This is a genomic window from Paracoccus ravus (assembly GCF_004522175.1).
In the GTDB taxonomy this organism is placed as follows: domain Bacteria; phylum Pseudomonadota; class Alphaproteobacteria; order Rhodobacterales; family Rhodobacteraceae; genus Paracoccus; species Paracoccus ravus.
In genome coordinates this window covers 1-18003 of sequence record NZ_SDEB01000043.1, presented here as the reverse complement: position 1 = coordinate 18003, position 18003 = coordinate 1, and the positions used below count along the sequence as shown (strand labels likewise).

The window sequence follows — 18003 nt, the reverse complement described above, 5'->3', positions numbered from 1 at the left end:
GTGTTCCGAAAACCTCCGGTCAAAAATGGCCCTCTGAGGCCGGCCCCTTTATGAGGATCGGGACGCGCGGATCTCCATCTTGGCAGCGGTCATCTCGCCGACATGCCGGATACGTTTGTGCAGACTGCTCACGTCGAAATCCAATCGGCGCTTGCAACGGGGCAGGCCATACGTTTTGCCCATCGCCGAAAGCGTCGGAACACGCTGTTCCAATTGCCGAAATCCGCAGGTAGATCGCGCCACGGCAGGCCCGTCCGCACCCGCAAAAGAACGGCTTCCAGGAACAGGCGGTTATCCTTGCCCGTCACGCCGCTGTCGCTCTTCTTTCCGGGCAGGTGCGGCTCAAGGCGCAGCCAGACCCTATCCGACACCACAAACCGCTGTTCGTCCATTCAGGCCTCCCTTTGGAAAGCTTGAATCAGAAATCAGCCGCAGCAGGAATCCTGATTGTCCACGGGACCTAGGTCATGTTTACAAATGGCGGAGCCAAAGGCGGATCGACGTGATGTCGATGAAGCCGAGGAAGCTCTCGGCGGTCTTGTCATAGCCTGTGGCGACGCGGCGGGCGTTCTTCAGCTCGTTGAAGCACCGCTCGACGAGGTTGCGCAGCCGTTAGAGGGTGCGATCCACGGCCACGCGAAGCTTGCGGGTCTTGCGCATAGGGATGACCGGGAGCACATTGCGCGCCTCGATGGTTTTGCGAACGTTGTTAGCGTCATAGCCCCGGTCCGCGAGCAGGACGGACGGCGCAGGCGGGTTGTCGGCCATGACCAGATCAAAGCCCAGTTAGTCCGATGTCTGCCCCGGCGTGATCTCCGACCTCATGGGCAGGCCTGCGCCGTTGACGCGGAGGTGGATCTTGGTCGTGAAGCCACCTCGCGAACGGCCAGAACCCTGTCGCGGAGTCCCCCTTTAGCGCCCGCTGCCTGATGATGGGCGCGGACCACGGTGCTGTCGATCATCTGGAGCGCGTGCGGCACCGCCCCGCTTTCGTTCAGGGCATCCAGGATCCGCTCCCAGAGCCCGATTAGGGTCCAGCGCCGGAATTGGCGGTAAACGGATGACCACTTACCGAATTCTTCCGGTAGGTCACGCCAAGGCGAACTGGTGCGCGTTCGGCATGGCCTTGAACCAATGGCTCATGCCTCACTCCAGAAAATCCCATCCAGAACAAGGCGATGGTTCGTGGGCTTGCGTCCGTTCGTAGCGCGGGTGGCAAGGATGAAGCGTTCATGAAACGCCCACTCCTCGTCCGACATCAGGTCTCGTGCCAAGCTGGTCTCCCTCGCAGATACCAGCTTGAATCACGATCAGCCCGCCCTGTGAATCCCTTTTGGCAACACCGCCTAGCGCTCATCGACGTAACCACTCCGACATGCCGAATTCTATTCAACACGATCGACGCAAGCGCGGCAGCGGATCGGGCTCGGAAATTGCCCGGAGCGACTCGTTGGAGGATCAGTTTCTCAAGCATCAAATCTGAACCCGCCTTTCGCATCCATCGTCGCGACCCGTGGTGCAGCTTTCGAGACTTCCGAATACGCCACGCTGGAACGGGTGGATTGGTTCAAACCTCTCTGCCGGCTCGAGCCGATTGGGAAAATCGCAACTGCGGAAAGCCGCGCAACGAACGACCATCGTCCGCCCCCGCGCGGTTCAACTTGTCAACTCCGGATATTACGAGACAAGAGTGCCACCGGCAGAATACCGATCGCGATGATCAGCAGCGCCGCGATCGCCGCATCCTCATAGGTTCCGCGCGCGGCCTCGCCGTAGAGATGGGTGGCCAGGGTCTCGACATTCAGGGGTCTCAGCAACAACGTCGCGGGCAGTTCCTTGACGCAATCAACGAAGATCAACAGGCCCGCCGCCGCCATCGAGGCCCGGCTGAGCGGCAGGTGGACATGGCGGAAAACCCCCGAGGGCGAACGCCCCATGCTGCGCGCGGCATGGTCGAGGCTGATGGGAATCCGCGTCATCCCGGCCTCGATCCCGCCGCTGGCAATGGCGAGAAACCGGGCGACATAGGCATAGATCAGCGCCGCGCCCGAGCCGAGCAGGATCAGTTGCGGTGCCTCGGCAAGAAACAGGCCGAGGACATCGCTGATCCGGCGGTCGGCAAAGGTGATGACCGGCAGGAGCCCGATCGCAAGGATGGTTCCCGGCACGGCATAGCCCAGCGTCGAGATACGCGCCGCCGCCCGCGCAAGCCATGTCGGATACAGGCGCGGCGCGGCGCTGATCACCAGCCCGAGCGCGACGGCCACCAGCGTCGCGACCAGCGCCAGCGTCGCAGTCTGCGCGGCCTCGCTCCAGATCCGCGGCGGAATGCCCGCGAAAGCGATTCTCCTCCACCCTTGTCGGATCAAATAGGCGGCAGGGGCCGCAACGCCGATCATGACCGGCATTGCGCAGAAGCCGGTGGCGGCCCATGCCGCTAACCCCCGCAGCCGGACCCGCGCCAGCGGCAAGTGGCGGCGTGCACTGGCGGCATATTGCTGACCGCGACGGGCGCGGCGCTCGATCAACACCAGCGAGATCACGATTAGCAGCATGACCAGCGCGATCTGCGCCGCGCCCGGCAGGTCGGTGCGGTTGATCCATGTCGAATAGACCGAGACGGTGAGCGTCCGGACGCCCAAAAATTCGGCCGCACCGATATCGTTCAGGGTCTCCATCAGGGCCAGCGCCATGCCGACCGCGATGGCAGGACGCGCCAGTGGCAGGACAATGCGCCAGAACACCCGCAGAGGCCCCGCGCCCAACGTGCGCGATGCTTCAAGCTGGTTCGCGGCCTGGGTCGTGAACAGCGCCCGCACCGGCAGGTAGACATAAGGATAAAGCACGAAACCCAGCAACAGGATGCAGCCGGTCATCGAACGGATATCGGGCAGACGAAAATCGCGCGGGCTGTCATGGCCAAGGATCTGGCGGATGACCGATTGCACAGGCCCCACCGGATGCAGCAGGTCCAGATATGCATAGGCGATGATATAGGTGGGCACCGCCAAGGGCAGCAGCAGCGCCCATCCGAAAAAGCGCCGCCCCGGGAAGTCGAAGCCCGCTACCAGCCATGCGGTCAGCGTGCCGATCACCGCGACGATGATCCCGACCCCGATCAGCAGGATCGCCGTCTGTGCCAGCGCATTGGTCAGGACATTGCGGAACAGATGCGGCCAGAGGCCGACACTGCCCTGCAAGGCAAAGCAGAGCAGCGCCGCGACCGGCAGCAGGACAAGCGCCGCGATCAGGATGGCAGAAGTCTGCCATCCCGCGCCGGATCTGGGATTCATGGGTGCCTCCTCAGGGGCGCGCTCTGTCGACAGGACGCAACGCCACGGGTCAGTTGTCGAAGCCGACGGTCTCGGCCAATTCGCTGGCGGTCTTGCGTTCGCGTGCGATCGCGGTCAGGTCGGTGGCATCTACTTGCAACTCGCCGAATTCGCCGACCAGCGGGCTGACCGGAATGCCCGGCTTCACCGGATACTCATAATTCGCCTCGGCATAGATCTTCTGCGCGGCGTCCGAGACCAGATATTCCAGCAACTTGACCGCCTGATCCTTGTTCGGCGCGTTTTTGGCCACGGCAGCGCCCGAGACATTCACCTGCGTCCCGCCATTCTCGAAGCTGGGCAGGATCAGCTTGATGGCCTTGGCCCATTCTTCCTGCTCGGGACCGCCTGCGCCGCTGCGCATCAGACCGACATAATAGGTATTGGCGATGCCGATCTCGCAGATGCCGCCCATGATGTCGCGCGCCACGTCGCGATCTCCACCCCCGGCGGTGCGGGCAAGGTTCGCCTTGACGCCTTCCAGCCATGCCTTGGTTTCATCTGCGCCGTGATGGGTGATATAGGCCGCCGTCAGGGCGACGTTATAGGGATGCTGGCCCGAACGTATGCAGACCTTGCCCTTCCATTCGGGCTTGGCCAGATCCTCGTAATGGAAGCTTGCTAGGTCCAGATCCTTGGCGGCGTAAAGGGCCCGCGCCCGCAGCGACAGAGCGAACCAGTTGCCGTCCTTGTCGCGCAGGTTTTCGGGGATGGCGGCATTCAGCGCCTCGGAATTCACCGGCTGGGTCAGGCCGCGATCCACCAGATCGACCAGATTGCCGATATCGACCGTCATCAGCACGTCTGCGGGCGAGGCCGCGGCTTCCTGCTCCAGCCGTTCGGGCAGGCCATCCTTCAGGAAGATGGTGTTGACCGTGATGCCGGTCTCCTTGGTGAAGGATTCGAGCAGCGGCTCGACCAGTTTCGGTTCGCGCGTGGTATAGAGGTTCAACTCTTCCGCAAGTCCTGCACCGCCCGCCAATTGCGTCAGGACTGCCGCCCCTAGAAACGTCCGGATTACTGATTTCATGCGTCTTATCCTCATTGGAGAGTGAATCGCTTTTATGATCCCAAGAAAATAAGTAAACATTGATTCAGCGATCCAAGCCAGAGACTAACAGCCAGGACGGGGGCGGCGCGTGGAACACACTGATTTTCTAGGGATAAGGACGCAGGGGCGTCACGTGCGCTCGGTGCCGATGCTGGAAATCAGCGGGATCGAGAGACACTTTGCCTCTGAACCTGCCGTGCGCGGTGTGTCCCTGACGGTCTGGCCGGGTGAGGTCACCTGCCTGCTTGGTCCCTCGGGATGCGGAAAATCCACCACTTTGCGCATGATCGCGGGGATCGAACGGATCGATGCGGGCGAGATTCGCATCGCGGGACAGGTCGTTGCCGATGCCCGAACCGACCTGCCGCCGGAGCGCCGTCCGGTCGGCATGGTGTTTCAGGATCTGGCCCTGTTTCCGCATATGACGGTCGCAGCCAATGTCGCTTTCGGTCTGCCGCGTGGGAAAGACTCGGCGGCGGTGGTGACGGGGCTTCTGGACCGCGTCGGCCTTGGCCATTGCGCACAAAAATACCCGCATCAACTGTCCGGAGGCCAGCAGCAGCGCGTTGCCTTGATCCGCGCGCTAGCGAGAAAACCACGGGTGATGCTGCTGGACGAGCCGTTTTCCAGCCTCGATCAGCGGCTCAGGGTCGAGATGCGCGAACTGGCACTGGACCTTCTGCGCGAGGAAGCTACCGCCGTCCTGCTCGTCACACATGACCCGGACGAGGCGATGATGATGGCCGATCGCATCGCGATCATGCGCGAGGGGCGTATCCTGCAGGAGGGCGCGCCACTGGACCTATATCACCGGCCCGTCGATCTGGCCGTGGCAGGATTTGTCTCGGATCTCAACATATTTTCCGGACGGGTCCTGAAGGGCCACCTCCGGACGGCTATAGGGGACGTGCCCGCCGGATCATTCAGCGAAGGGGCGAGTATCTGTGTCGCCTTCCGCCCCGAGCATCTCGCGCTTCGGCGGAATGCGCGGGCACCAGCTCATGTCATTCGGGTGCAAAACCTTGGCCGCGAGAATCTCGTCGAGGTGAAGATCCCCGGTCATTTGCCATATTTGCGCTGCTGTGGCGCAGGGCACAGTGACCTGAAGCCTGGTGAACATGTCGAAATCACATTTGACACTGCAACAGCGATGCAGTTCCACCAGTAAGGCAACGCCCGTCAAAGAACCCCAACGGCATCTACCGATGTCACACCCGGCAGGACGCCCGGCAAGGCCATTTTCGACCACCCTGCTGACTGTCATGGACAAAACGCATGCGTTGAGCCACGCGTCACTGCGGCAGCTCGGTGGCGATCGACGTTTCAATGGGTGGCGTGGCTGAGTGGCGGCCCAAGAGAACGGGCGAGATCAATGGATGGTCGACCTTGCCGCGCGCGTTCTTGAGGGCGTCCGCGACGATTTCCCAGGCGAGATTGTCCTGCCCGCCTCCAGCGGTCTAGGCGACAACCCGAGGGCTGTCGTCGATCTTCTCAAGGCCCGTGGTCGGGGCTTCCCAGCGATCACGGCCCTTCCAGATATGGATCTCGTTGGCCCGCGCGAAGCGGGCGTGCGGCCCTTCTGCGGCGCGCCGTCGCCCCGGATCACGTCAAGAGACGATGCCTCCTTGCGATAGAGCAGCTTTTTCGGCGCGCTTTGGGCATCTTACATACCCATTGCCGAGACCAACTTTTTGACCTCGCGGATGATGCCCGCCACCTCGCGAAAGCGCATGCCCACCTGCTTATGCTCACCCCTGTCAGCTCACCGCGCTCAGGGAAACTAAGGCCGGGTCATGCGATGCGCCGCCCGCTCGATCCGGGCAATACCTGCGGCGATGGCGCCGTCAGAGATCGTTGCATAGCCAAGGCGAAAATAGGGGCAGGGATCGGGCGGGGTTTCGAAGAATACCGCGCCCGGCTCGATCAGCACGCTTTCCTGGCGCAGCCTTTCGGCCAGCCGGGTGCTGTCGAGATCGGCGACGGTTCTGACCCAGATGCTCGAGCCCCCGGCTTGCGGCGCACCCGCGATCACGAGATCGCTGCTGCGCAGGGCGTCCTCGATCAGCCCGCGCCGGCGCTTGAGCGCCTCACGCAGGCGGACGATATGCGCATCGTAATGGCCGAGCGCCAGGAAATAGGCGGTGATGCGCTGCAGATGGCTGGGCGGATGTCGCAGCATGATCGAGCGCAGCGCGCGCGCCTTGCGGATCATCTCGGAGGGCGCGACCATATAGCCGATCCGCAAACCCGGGAAGAGTGACTTGGAGAAGCTTCCGACATAGATCACGCGTCCCGCGTCATCCATGGATTTCAGCGCCGGCAAGGGCGGCGCGAGATAGGACATCTCGAAATCGTAATCATCCTCGATGATCAGGAAATCCTGTGCGGCGGCGCGCTGCAGCAGTTCACGGCGGCGCGCCAGAGGCATCGTCCCGCCCGTGGGAATGTGATGGCTGGGCGTCGCGATCACCAGACGCGTATCCGCGGGCAGTTCGGCCGGGTTCATCCCGCCGTGATCCACGGGCAAGAAGGCCACGGGGCTTTGCGCCCGGCGCAGGGTTTCCGCGAAATCGGGATAGCCGGGGTCCTCGGTCACGGCCAGCCGGTCGGCGCGCGCCAGCAGTTCGACCGCGAGGAACAGCGCATTCTGCGCGCCAAGCGTCACCAATACCTCATCCGGACGCGCCCTGATGCCGCGCCGCGCCAGCGTATTCGAGCAGATATACTCGATCAGAAGCGGGTCATCCGCACCGTAGCGATCCGAGGCGAGATCCGCGAAATCCCGCGTCCCCAACGCCTGCCGCGCACAATCGCGCCAAGCATTGTGGTCGAACAGACTGGGATCGGCCTGGCCATAGATGAAGGGATAGCGGTACTCGCGCCAATTCGCGGGCTTGCGGATGACGCGGCGGGGAAGAGGATGATCGCCCAGCCAGGTCTCCCAGTCGGGGCTGCAGCCCTCGCCTTTCTCGCGCACGCCCGAGGCGCGCAGACGGCGATGCGGCACCGTGGCCGCGACCGCGATGCCCGAGCGTGGCATGGTCTCGAGATAGCCCTGACTGACCAGTTCCTGATAGACCAGCGTCACCGTCAACCGCGAGATGCCAAGCGCCTCTGCCAGCCTTCGGCTTGACGGCAGACGCGTGCCCGGCCGCGCGTGAATTTCCAATATTGCCCGTACGATAGCGGCAGCGAGACGGCCTTGCAGCGTCGGTGCCTCGTCTTCGCGCAACAGGATGATTTCGGGCGGAATCCGGCTTTGCATCTGGACCTAACATAGGGTGAATCTGGACATATCCCAGGCATCGGTCATCTGCAACAAATTGTCACATTCAACATCGCGACCAACGCGAGTTCACCCTCAGGGAGCCTTAAGATGACCTATCTGAAAAGAATGCTCGCCGGATCAGTAGCCGCCCTCGTTCTGGCCTTGCCCGCCGCGGCCGCGGAATACCGCATCGCCGTGGGCGACGGTGCCGGCGGCACGCAGGAAGCGCTTGGCAAGGCCTTCATCTCTGCGCTGGAAAAGGAAACCGGCGGCAAGATGACCGGCAAGCTGTTCCTGAACGGCCAGCTTGGCGACGAGCAGGACACCGTGACCGCCGCCTCGACCGGCACGCTGGATTTCTCGATCCTCGCGATCAACAACATCACGCCCTTCTCGCCCACCGTGGGCACCCTGACGCTGCCCTATGTGATCCTGTCGCTCGAGGATGCCGAGAAGGTCACCCAGGGCGAGTTGGGCCAGAAGATGGTCGATCAGACGATCGAGGATGCCGGCGTGCGGATCATCGGCTGGGCCTATTCGGGCTTCCGCGTGCTGACCAACTCGAAGAAGCCGATCTCGACCGTGGCCGATCTGAAGGATCTCGTGGTGCGCGTGCCCAAGAACGAGATCATGATCGAGACCTACAAGTCCTGGGGCATCAACCCGACGCCCATGGCCTGGACCGAGACCTTTGCCGCCCTGCAACAGAAGGTCGTGGACGGTCAGGACAATCCCTACATGACCGTCTATTCGATGAAATTCGACGAGGTGCAGAAATACGTCACCAACCTGCGCTACATCTTCTCGATCGAGCCGCTGATCGTCTCCGAGCAGCTGTTCCAGGGGATGAGCGCGGAAGAACAGAAGCAGGTGCTTGCCGCAGGCGCGGCCGCGACCAAGGCTTCGGGCGAGTTCCTGCGCGCCGAAGAGGCCAAGATCCGCGACGAACTGGCCAAGCGCGGCATGGAGATCCAGGATCCCGCCGATGGCGAGAAGGAGTTCATCGAGCTTGCGACCAGCGCCGTCTGGCCGAAATTCTATGACAAGATCGGCGGCAAGGATGTCCTGAACGGCGTCCTGACCTCGCTCGGCCGCGAAACGGTCCAGTAACACGCCTTGCGCGGGGGCAACCCCGCGCCACCCCGCCCTATCGCCATTCCCCTTCGCGCCACCATTCCGGAGGCCCAAATGCCTGCGCTCTGGTCATTCCTCGACAAGTCCGAAAGCCATGTCTGCCGCGTGCTTTTGGCCGCATTCGTCTCGCTGCTTTTCGTCCAGATCGTCGCCCGCCAAATCTTCGGCTTCTCGTTCACTTGGATCGAGGAACTCTCGGTCATCCTTTTCGTCTGGTTCGCCTATTTCGGGGCGTCCTACGCTGCACGAATGGCCGCGCATAACCGCGTCTCGTTCCATCTGAACGCCCTGCCCCGCCGCATTGCCCGAATTGTCGAGGCCATTGGCGACCTCTTCTGGATCGGCTTCAACATCGTCTTCATCTGGCAGGCCACGATCTTCATCGCTCGCCTCAAGCCCTTCGTGAAGGCCCAGACACTGGGCTGGGAGATGCGCCATGTCTACCTGATCCTGCCCATCGCCTTCACGCTGATGACGATCCGCATCCTGCAGGTGAATTATCTCAAGCTGGTCAAGGGCATCGACCCGCGCGATCCCGACAGGGTCGAGGTCGAGGAAATGATCGACCTCGAGCGCGACGACCAGCCCCTTGCCATGCGGGAGCAGCTGCAATGAACGCCCATCTCGTCGAAATCCTGTTCGGCAGTTTCTTCGGCCTCTTGATCCTCGGTGCCCCGATCACCGTGGGGCTGGGCGTCTCGGCGCTGGCCGCGATGCTTTATCTGGGCGACAACCCCATCAAGATGGTCCAGATGGCCTGGTCCTCGGTCGGAAGCTTCCCGCTGATGGCGCTGCCCTCGTTCATTCTGGCGGGAGCATTGATGGAGGCCGCGGGCCTGTCGCGCCGCCTGATCAATGTGGCCGAAAGCCTGGCGGGTCCCTTCACGGGCGGCCTCTCTGCCGCGACGATCATCGCCTGCCTGTTCTTCGGCGCGATCTCGGGGTCCGGCCCCGCCACCACCGCTGCCGTCGGCATGCTGATGATCCCGGCGATGGCGCGGGCTGGCTATGGCAAGGGCTATGCGGCCTCGGTTACGGCGGCCTCGGGCGGCTTGGGCATCATCATCCCGCCCTCGATCCCGATGGTGATCTTCGGCATCTCGGCCATGGGGCTGCTGCCCCCGCCCGAAGCCGTCGAGGCGCATGGTTCCTTCCAGACCGTCTCGATCTCGAAGCTCTTCATCGCGGGCTTCCTGCCGGGCGTGGTCATGGCGACGGGGCTTCTGACCATGAACTACATCCGCTGCCGGATGCGCGGCTTCCGCGGATCGGTCGAGCCGCTGTCGCTGGCGAAATTCCTGACCGCCTGTTATCAGGGCTTCTGGGCCCTGCTCGCGCCGCTGGTCATTCTGGGTGGCATCTATGGGGGCCTGTTCACGCCCACCGAGGCCGCCATCGTCGCGATCTTCTACACGCTCTTCGTGGGCGCGGTGATCTATCGCGAGTTGAACTGGGCCGAAATCGTCAAGGCGCTTGAGGCCACCACCTGGCTTTCGGGCCGCGTCCTGCTGGTCTTGTTCACCGCGACCATCTTCGGCCGCATCCTGGTCGAGAACGGCGTGCCCGCCATCATCGCCGGCGGCGTGCTGAACCTGACCACCAATATCTATGCGATCTGGGCGCTGGTCATCGGTCTTTTGCTGATTGTGGGCATGTTCATGGAGACGCTGGCCGCGATCATGATCCTTGTGCCGGTGATGCTGCCGGTGGCCTATATGGTCGGCATCGACCCGATCCATTTCGGCATCGTCATGATCTGCACCCTGTCGGTGGGCTTCCAGACCCCGCCTCTGGGCGAGAACCTCTTCATCGCCTCGGGCATCTCGGGGGTCTCGATCGAGCGGATCAGCCTGCGCGCCCTGCCCTTCGCCTGCGCCTCGACCGCCGCGATCTTCGTGATCGCCTGCTTCCCGCAACTCACGCTCTGGCTTCCCCGAGTGATGGGCTACTGAACCAAGGAAACGACCCATGTCCTACACCCTGACCGCCGCCCGGCTGACCGCCGATCATCTGAAGGCCACCTTCGACGCCTTCAACCGCCATGACATCGACGGCGTGATGACCCATTTTGCCGATGACTGCGTCTTCTTCACCGTCGCAGGCGAGCACGAATACGGCAATCGCATCGAGGGCAAAGAGGCCATCGCCCGTGCCTTCGTGAATGTCTGGACCACCCTGCCCGACGTGCAATGGGCCGATCATTCCCATTTCCTGTCCGAGGACGGCACGCGCGGCGTCAGCCAATGGACCTTCCGCGCCACCAATCCCGACGGCACCCGCACCGAGGCGCAGGGCGTCGACCTGTTCCGCATCCAGAACGGCCAGATCGTCGAAAAGCAGGCGATCCGCAAACAGCGCCCCGCGATTCCGTCGAAGTGAGGCCATGATGCTGGATATCGCAAGACGCATGGGTTCGGTCCCCTTCGATCCGCTCTACGACCCGATGCATGCCCGCGCGCTGGGGCCGCATAGCGATTACGCGCCGACCTATTGGATCGGCACCGCCGGCCCCGCGCCGCAGGATGACGGCCCCGTCATGGGCGACATGGAGGTGGACGTGGCCGTGATCGGCTCGGGCTATACCGGGCTTTCGACAGCGATCCATCTGGCCAAGATGCATGGCATCAAGGCCACGGTGCTGGAAGCGAACGGCGTCGCCTATGGCTGCTCGACCCGCAATGGCGGGCAGGCCCAGCTGAGCGCCGGTCGCCTCAAGCGCAGCCAGTGGATCGAGCGCTGGGGCATCGACACCGCCCGCGCGCTGCATTCCGAGATCACCGAGGCCTTCGACTTGTTCCGCGGGCTGATCCGCGACCACGCGATCGATTGCGAGCCGCAGGAGGGCGGGCATTACTACATCGCGCACAAGCCCGGCCTGATGCCCGCGCTGGCCAAGGAAGTCGCGGTCCTGAACGAGCGCTTCGGCTACGCTGCCCGGATTCTCTCGCGCGAGGAGGTGCTGGAAACCGTCGCCCGCGACCACGAGGCCCAGGGCGCCATGTGGGAGCCTGACGGCACCGGCATCCATGCCGCGAAACTGGCCTTCGGCTATCTGCGCGCGGCCCGAGAACTGGGCGCGACGGTCCATACCGACAGCCCGGTGCAGGGCTGGGAATATAAGGGCGGCGTGCATCACCTGCGCACCCCCGGCGGCACGGTCCGCGCCCGCCGCGTCGCGGTGGCGACGGCGGCCTATGCGCCGCGCGGGCTGCATCCGCGCGTCCGCGACCGGCTGATGCCGATCATGTCGAACAGCGTCGTGACCCGCGTGCTGACGCCCACCGAACTCGACGCCATCGGGATCAAGAAACGCTCGCCGCTGACCGATACCCGCACCCTGCGCCATTACTACCGCCTGTTGCCGGACAATCGGCTGCAGATCGGCTCGCGCGCCGCGATCACCGGTCGCGATGCCGCCAATCCCGCGCATCTGGCCGGGCTGCGTCAGGGCATGGAGCGCAAGTTCCCCGCCCTCAAGGGCATCGAGCTGGATTACAGCTGGTGGGGCTGGGTCGATGTCAGCCATGACATGATGCCGCGCATCACCGGCCTGCCGGACCTGCCCGGTGCCTTCTACGCCTTGGGCTATGGCGGCAATGGCGTGATGTATTCTGCCATGGCCGGTCGACGCATGGCGCAGCTGGTGGCGGGGGAAAGCCTTCCCGACCTGCCGATTTTCAATTCCGAGCTTCCCCACGAGGGCTGGAAGACGCCCTTCCGGCGTCTTGGCCAATGGGGCCTCTATCATCTCTATCACTACCGCGACGAACGCGCATAAGGAGCCGACCCATGAAAATGACCACCGAAGAAGCCTTCGTCAAAGTGCTGCAACTGCATGGCATCGAGCATGCCTTCGGCATCATCGGCTCGGCCATGATGCCGGTCTCGGACCTGTTCCCCAAGGCGGGGATCAAGTTCTGGGACTGCGCACATGAAACCAATGCGGGCCTGATGGCCGACGGCTTCACCCGCTCGACCGGCAAGATGTCCATGGCGATCGCCCAGAACGGACCGGGCGTCACCGGCTTCGTTACCCCGGTCAAGACCGCCTACTGGAACCACACGCCGCTGCTGCTGATCACCCCGCAGGCCGCGAACAAGACCATCGGTCAGGGCGGCTTCCAGGAGATGGAGCAGATGCGCCTGTTTGCAGATTGCGTCTGCTATCAGGAAGAGGTCCGCGACCCCTCGCGCATCCCGGAAGTGCTGAACCGCGTCATCATGCAGGCATGGCGCAATTCGGCCCCGGCGCAGATGAACATCCCGCGCGACATGTGGACGCAAGTCATCGACGTGGACCTGCCGCAGGTCGTCGCCTTCGAGCGCCCCTCGGGCGGGGAAAAGGCCGTGGCCGAGGCCGCGAAGCTGCTTTCCGAGGCCGAGTTCCCGGTCATCCTCTCCGGCGCGGGCGTCGTCCTTTCGGGCGCGATCCCGGACCTGATCAAGCTGGCCGAGCGGCTGGATGCCCCGGTCTGCTCGAATTACCAACACAATGACAGCTTCCCCGGCTCGCATCCGCTGGCCATGGGGCCGCTCGGCTATAACGGCTCCAAGGCCGGGATGGAGATCATCCAGAAGGCCGATGTGGTGCTGGCTCTCGGCACGCGGCTCAACCCCTTCTCGACCCTGCCGGGCTATGGCATCGACTATTGGCCCAAGGACGCCAGGATCATTCAGGTCGATATCAATGCCGACCGCATCGGCCTGACCAAGAAGGTCACCGTCGGTATTCAGGGCGACGCGGCCAAGGTCGCCCGCGGCATTCTGGGCCAACTGTCCGAGACGGCGGGCGATGCCGGTCGCGACGACCGCAAGGCGCTGGTCGCGCAGACCAAGTCCCGCTGGGCGCAGGAATTGTCGAGCCTCGACCACGAGGATGACGATCCGGGAACCGAATGGAACTCGGGCGCGCGCGAGAAGGACGCCGACCTGATGAGCCCGCGCCAGGCTTGGCGCGCCATCATGCAGGCGGTGCCCAAGGACGCCATCGTCAGCAGCGATATCGGCAACAATTGCGCCATCGGCAATGCTTACCCGAGCTTCGAGGGTGGACGGAAATACCTGGCGCCGGGCCTGTTCGGTCCCTGCGGTTACGGCTTCCCCTCGATCCTCGGCGCCAAGATCGGCAACCCGGACACCCCGGTCATCGGCTTCGCGGGCGACGGCGCCTTCGGCATCTCGATGAACGAGATGACCGCCTGCGGCCGCGAGGACTGGCCGGCGATCACCATGGTGATCTTCCGCAACTATCAATGGGGCGCGGAAAAGCGCAATACGACGCTGTGGTATGATAACAACTTCGTCGGCACCGAGCTGGACCGCGGCACCACCTATGCCGGGATCGCCAAGGCATGCGGCGCGAATGGCGTGCAGGTCCGCTCGGCCGAGGAACTGACCGCCGCGCTGCACGAAGCAGTTGAACGCCAGCAGAAAAACAAGGAAACGACCTTTATCGAGGTCATCCTGAACCAGGAACTGGGCGAGCCCTTCCGCCGCGATGCGATGAAGAAGCCAGTCGTGGTCGCCGGCATCGATCCGGCCGACATGCGCGCTCAGGCCGCGATGGCCTGATCCCTGCGATGAGAGGTCCGGCCGGCGCAGCCCGGCCGGGCTGCCGAACCCGTCCCGAACCTTCGGGGCCTTTGCCCGCCGTTCCGGCACTGGCCACCCCGCGAGGAGATACCATGTCCGCGCCCCCTTCCTCCACCGCCATCCCCCAGGTCAGTGTCAGCGGCTCATCGCCCGACGCGGAGCCCGGTCCGCGTCTTGCCGAACGTCTGGGGCTGCCCAGCCTCGAGACCTTGCGGGAGGCATTTCCGGGTTTCGCCGTCTCGGTGCTTGTCGCCGCCACCGCGCAATTCCTGTCCGAGCATTACGGCGCGCCCGCCATGCTGATGGCCCTGTTGTTGGGGCTCGCGCTGAACTTCCTGGCCGACGAGGGCACCAAGACCGCCCCCGGCATCGCCTTCACGGCGCGGACCGTGCTGCGGCTGGGCGTGGCGCTGCTGGGTGCGCGGATCTCGGTCGACATGCTGGCAGCACTCGGCCCCCGGGCCATCGGCCTTGTCGTTGCGGGCGTGGTCCTGACCATCCTGTTCGCGCTCGTGGTGACGCGCCTCATCGGGCGGGACTGGCGTTTCGCGCTGCTGACCGGCGGCTCGGTCGCGATCTGCGGTGCCTCGGCCGCAATGGCCATCGCCGCCGTCCTGCCCAAGCATGAGAAATCCGAGCGCGACCTCGTCTTCACGGTGCTTTCCGTCACCGTGCTCTCGACCGTGGCCATGGTGATCTATCCGATGCTGGCGCAGCTTTTCGGCTTTGACGCCCGCGATTCAGGGGTGTTCCTGGGCGGCACGATCCATGACGTGGCGCAAGTCGTCGGCGCGGGCTTCTCGATCGGACCGGAGGTGGGCGAGACCGCGACGCTGGTCAAGCTGATCCGGGTGTCGATGCTGGCCCCGGTGGTGCTGGTCTTTTCCCTTGCGATCCGCTCGCGCGGCCTCGCCGATCAGGTCGAGGGCAAGCGCCCGCCCTTGCTGCCGGGCTTCGTGCTGGGCTTTCTCGTGCTCGCCACGGTCAATTCGCTGGGCCTCGTGCCGCGGGCGCTGGCCGATGCGGCGGGCGTTCTGAGCCGCTGGGCGCTGCTCATCGCCATTGCCGCCGTGGGCATCAAGACCTCGCTCAGGAAGATGCTGGAAGTCGGACCCGGCGCGATCGCCCTTCTGGTGATCCAGACGCTGTTTCTGGGCATCTGCATCGTCGCCGGCATCCACTGGATCGCCTGAGCCATTGCAAAGACAGGTCCCGGGCGGCTGGTCGCCCCGGTCCGGACCCTTCCTCACATGAGCCGCAGATGAAACCGCTCGACCTGATCTACCAATCCGCCCGCGCCAATCCGCGCCACATCATCCTGCCCGAGGGCCGCGATCCGCGCGTCGCCGAGGCCGCCCTGCGCATCACCGGCGAAGGCCTTGCGCGCGTCACCCTGATGGACGGGCCGGAGCTGCCCGGCGTCACGTCGATGATCTCGGCCGAGGCACCGGATCTCGTCGAGCTGTCTATCCACTGGCACCGACTGCGCGAGGGCCGCGGCATGACCGCCGAGCGGGCGCTCGAAGAGATGCGCGACCCGATCCGGCAGTCCGCAATGCGAGTCAGACTGGGCCAGGCAGACGGCACGGTGGGCGGCGCGGTCGCGACCACCGCCGACACCGTGCGCGCCGCGCTGCAGATCATCGGAAAGGCCCCGGATGCCGGCATCGTGTCGAGCTTTTTCCTCATGCTGTCCTGCGGGTCCGAGGCCAAGCTCAAGGGCGGGATGATCTTTGCTGATTGCGGGCTGGTGATCGAGCCGGATGCCGCGGGCCTTGCCGCCATCGCCCGTTCGGCCGCGCAATCCTGCCGGCAAGTGCTGCGCGAGACGCCGCGCGTGGCGCTGCTTTCTTTCTCGACGGCCGGCTCGGCCGAGCATCCCAGCCTCGGCCGCATCCGCGAGGCACTGCGCCTGATCCGCGAGGCCGAGCCCGATCTGGAAGTCGATGGCGAGCTGCAATTCGACGCAGCCCTCGACGATGCCATCCGAGCGAAGAAGGCTCCCGGCAGCCGGCTGACGGGGCGCCCAAATGTTTTTGTCTTTCCCGATCTCGCCTCGGGCAATATCGGCTACAAGATTGCCCAGCGGCTGGGTGGGTTGACGGCCATCGGTCCGATCCTTCAGGGACTCGCGAAACCGGCAAACGACCTGTCGCGCGGCTGTTCGGCGGATGACATCGTCGCCGCCGCCGCGATCACTTCGGTTCAAGCCTCGGGAGCAGCGCCGCAACTCGTCGCACATGCCACCTTGCCGGACAGCCGAGTGGCGAGCGGCGCGGTCTGAACAGGCACGATCCCACGCGCGACTTCAGAAATAGGCAGGCCGCCCCTGAACTCGGCGGCCTTAGGGTCAGGCCTCGTTCTCGATCATAGCCAGAAGATAGCCGCTGCGGCGAAAAGGATCGCGGAGCAGCACGTTTCCGGGCATCGGTCGGATAGGGTGGCAACGCATGATGAGGATCAGAAAACAGTCCGGGGAACTGTTTTCCCGACGTTGGGCAGTCTTTGAGGCGGCCCAACATGATCTCGAAGCGGTCGCGCCGTTTGTAGCGCCGCTTGCCACATTTTAACATTTTTACGTCCCCTGCATTCCGGAATGCTGGCCTTTATCTCTACGTTTTTCAACGCGTCACGGAACAAGACGGCATCAAATTCCCGATCTGTCAGCAGCCAGTCTGCCTTTGGCAGGCTGCTCGGCGGCGCCGCCGCGCTTTTGTAATTGCTCCCCTGTCCGGCCGGGATGAATAACCATATCGGGCGGCCCTTCGCATCGGTAACGGCCAGAGTTCTGCATCGCACCGGTTTGCCGGAGGCTCCTACTCCTGAGTAGGATGGAGCATCATGAGCAAGACCACGAACAAGTTTCCGTTGAAGTCCGCGAGCGCGCCATGCGGTTGGTTCTCGACGGCGCGGGTCCGCAGGGTTCTCGGTGGCAGGCAATCACATCTATCGCGGCGAAGATCGGCTGTTCAGCGAACACGCTGCACGACTGGGAAGAGGCCGAGGTCGACAGTGGCAAACCCGAAGGCATTCCCAGCAACATGGCCGAGAGGATGACGTCACTCGAGCGGGAGAACCGTGATCTGCGCCAGGCTAATGAGATACTGCGCAAAGCCAGCGTGTCGATCGCGCCACTTGAACCGGTGACGTGCTCGCGATGGCCGAGCTCGACCACCGGTCGACGTGATGGCGGATTTCATTGAGGCACATCGTGAGGCGCACGGGGGTCGGGCCGATCTGCGCGGTGCTGCAGATCGCCCGTCCACCTCCTACGATCACCTGGCGAAGCGGGCTGGGTAGCGTCCACGGACGTGGTGTAATTTCAGCGGCGCTGCCGGTTTAATCGGAGGTGGCCATCGAGGTCTATGGTCAGGTGGAGTTTCGACGCTTCACCCACGAACCAAACGAAGACCCCCGATGACCAAGACCAACATGGACTTGTCCGAGCTTTTGGCAAAGCAGGATCAGGGTGATTTTCTGCGCAGCATCGCCGAGGTTGTCCGGGTAATCCTCCCCATGGTTAAGGGGCTGCATAAGTAGAATTTTCTCGTAGCGTGAGCTGAGGAGATTCGAATGAGAAAGAGCCGTTTCACGGAACCGCAGATCATGGCTGTGCTTCGTCAGGC

General features: G+C 63.9%; 13 protein-coding genes, 3 pseudogenes and 1 other annotated feature. Of the genes and pseudogenes, 10 read left to right on the top strand and 6 right to left on the bottom strand.

The features are described 5' to 3' along the window. Positions 1-173: 173 nt before the first annotated feature. The 4 genes and pseudogenes from ESZ60_RS19360 to ESZ60_RS19345 all read right to left on the bottom strand — a co-directional run. Positions 174-392, bottom strand: a pseudogene (locus ESZ60_RS19360) (transposase); the annotation flags it as partial. Positions 393-471: 79 nt separating this feature from the next. Then, a pseudogene (locus ESZ60_RS19355) lies at positions 472-1259 on the bottom strand (IS5 family transposase). A gap of 405 nt (positions 1260-1664) precedes the next feature. Continuing rightward, the gene (locus ESZ60_RS19350) at positions 1665-3293 is read right to left on the bottom strand and encodes an ABC transporter permease (protein WP_134682329.1); all 1629 of its coding nucleotides are present in this window, start codon (positions 3291-3293) and stop codon (positions 1665-1667) included. Between the two features lie 49 nt (positions 3294-3342). After that, positions 3343-4362, bottom strand: coding sequence for an extracellular solute-binding protein (locus tag ESZ60_RS19345; protein ID WP_134682328.1), 1020 nt, complete (start codon positions 4360-4362; stop codon positions 3343-3345). Between the two features lie 154 nt (positions 4363-4516). Here ESZ60_RS19345 and ESZ60_RS19340 point away from each other — a divergent pair, with 154 nt between their 5' ends. Then, on the top strand, positions 4517-5551 hold the full coding sequence (locus ESZ60_RS19340; RefSeq protein ID WP_245155786.1) for an ABC transporter ATP-binding protein: 1035 nt from the start codon (positions 4517-4519) through the stop codon (positions 5549-5551). A gap of 612 nt (positions 5552-6163) precedes the next feature. Here ESZ60_RS19340 and pdxR read toward each other — a convergent pair. After that, positions 6164-7648 carry a MocR-like pyridoxine biosynthesis transcription factor PdxR gene (gene pdxR / locus ESZ60_RS19335; protein WP_134682327.1) on the bottom strand — a complete coding sequence of 495 codons (1485 nt, stop codon included), beginning with the start codon at positions 7646-7648 and terminating at the stop codon, positions 6164-6166. 111 nt (positions 7649-7759) lie between these two features. Between pdxR and ESZ60_RS19330 the strand changes: the two genes are divergently transcribed. From ESZ60_RS19330 to ESZ60_RS19290, 9 genes and pseudogenes are all read left to right on the top strand, one after another. Further along, complete coding sequence (locus ESZ60_RS19330) at positions 7760-8761, top strand: TRAP transporter substrate-binding protein (protein ID WP_134682326.1); 1002 nt, start codon at positions 7760-7762, stop codon at positions 8759-8761. 78 nt (positions 8762-8839) lie between these two features. After that, the gene (locus tag ESZ60_RS19325; RefSeq protein ID WP_134682325.1) at positions 8840-9400 is read left to right on the top strand and encodes a TRAP transporter small permease; all 561 of its coding nucleotides are present in this window, start codon (positions 8840-8842) and stop codon (positions 9398-9400) included. After that, entirely contained in the window at positions 9397-10737 is a 1341-nt protein-coding gene (locus tag ESZ60_RS19320; RefSeq protein WP_134682324.1) for a TRAP transporter large permease, read from the top strand. Before ESZ60_RS19325 ends, ESZ60_RS19320 begins: the two co-directional genes overlap by 4 nt. Before the next feature lie 16 nt (positions 10738-10753). Beyond that, positions 10754-11164, top strand: coding sequence for a nuclear transport factor 2 family protein (locus ESZ60_RS19315; protein ID WP_134682323.1), 411 nt, complete (start codon positions 10754-10756; stop codon positions 11162-11164). Between the two features lie 7 nt (positions 11165-11171). Then, entirely contained in the window at positions 11172-12563 is a 1392-nt protein-coding gene (locus tag ESZ60_RS19310) for an NAD(P)/FAD-dependent oxidoreductase (protein WP_134682330.1), read from the top strand. Between the two features lie 11 nt (positions 12564-12574). Continuing rightward, positions 12575-14356, top strand: a complete 1782-nt coding sequence (gene xsc / locus ESZ60_RS19305; protein WP_134682322.1) for a sulfoacetaldehyde acetyltransferase — start codon at positions 12575-12577, stop codon at positions 14354-14356. 113 nt (positions 14357-14469) lie between these two features. Then, positions 14470-15570 (top strand): YeiH family protein, encoded by a 1101-nt coding sequence (locus ESZ60_RS19300; RefSeq protein WP_134682321.1) that lies wholly within the window; start codon positions 14470-14472, stop codon positions 15568-15570. A 68-nt stretch (positions 15571-15638) separates the two neighbouring features. Further along, a complete protein-coding gene (locus ESZ60_RS19295) occupies positions 15639-16661 on the top strand; it encodes a phosphate acetyltransferase (RefSeq protein ID WP_134682320.1) in 1023 nt (340 codons plus the stop codon). Positions 16662-17218: 557 nt separating this feature from the next. Continuing rightward, positions 17219-17668 (top strand): annotated as a pseudogene (locus ESZ60_RS19290) (transposase); the annotation flags it as partial. Further along, positions 17527-17638 (top strand) — a sequence feature (AL1L pseudoknot). It overlaps the preceding pseudogene by 112 nt. A gap of 78 nt (positions 17669-17746) precedes the next feature. On the opposite strand, the gene ESZ60_RS21185 reads toward ESZ60_RS19290, so the two are convergent. After that, the coding region (locus ESZ60_RS21185; RefSeq protein WP_209021366.1) for a hypothetical protein at positions 17747-18003 on the bottom strand (257 nt) is incomplete at its 5' end.

Bases quoted from the DNA above. Each gene is read 5' to 3' on its own strand.
- pdxR (WP_134682327.1), bottom strand. From the start codon at position 7,648: ATGCAAAGCCGGATTCCGCCCGAAATCATCCTGTTGCGCGAAGACGAG.
- ESZ60_RS19325 (WP_134682325.1), top strand. From the start codon at position 8,840: ATGCCTGCGCTCTGGTCATTCCTCGACAAGTCCGAAAGCCATGTCTGC.
- ESZ60_RS19350 (WP_134682329.1), bottom strand. From the start codon at position 3,293: ATGAATCCCAGATCCGGCGCGGGATGGCAGACTTCTGCCATCCTGATC.
- ESZ60_RS19300 (WP_134682321.1), top strand. From the start codon at position 14,470: ATGTCCGCGCCCCCTTCCTCCACCGCCATCCCCCAGGTCAGTGTCAGC.
- ESZ60_RS19310 (WP_134682330.1), top strand. From the start codon at position 11,172: ATGCTGGATATCGCAAGACGCATGGGTTCGGTCCCCTTCGATCCGCTC.
- ESZ60_RS19320 (WP_134682324.1), top strand. From the start codon at position 9,397: ATGAACGCCCATCTCGTCGAAATCCTGTTCGGCAGTTTCTTCGGCCTC.
- ESZ60_RS19315 (WP_134682323.1), top strand. From the start codon at position 10,754: ATGTCCTACACCCTGACCGCCGCCCGGCTGACCGCCGATCATCTGAAG.
- ESZ60_RS19330 (WP_134682326.1), top strand. From the start codon at position 7,760: ATGACCTATCTGAAAAGAATGCTCGCCGGATCAGTAGCCGCCCTCGTT.
- ESZ60_RS19295 (WP_134682320.1), top strand. From the start codon at position 15,639: ATGAAACCGCTCGACCTGATCTACCAATCCGCCCGCGCCAATCCGCGC.
- xsc (WP_134682322.1), top strand. From the start codon at position 12,575: ATGAAAATGACCACCGAAGAAGCCTTCGTCAAAGTGCTGCAACTGCAT.
- ESZ60_RS19345 (WP_134682328.1), bottom strand. From the start codon at position 4,362: ATGAAATCAGTAATCCGGACGTTTCTAGGGGCGGCAGTCCTGACGCAA.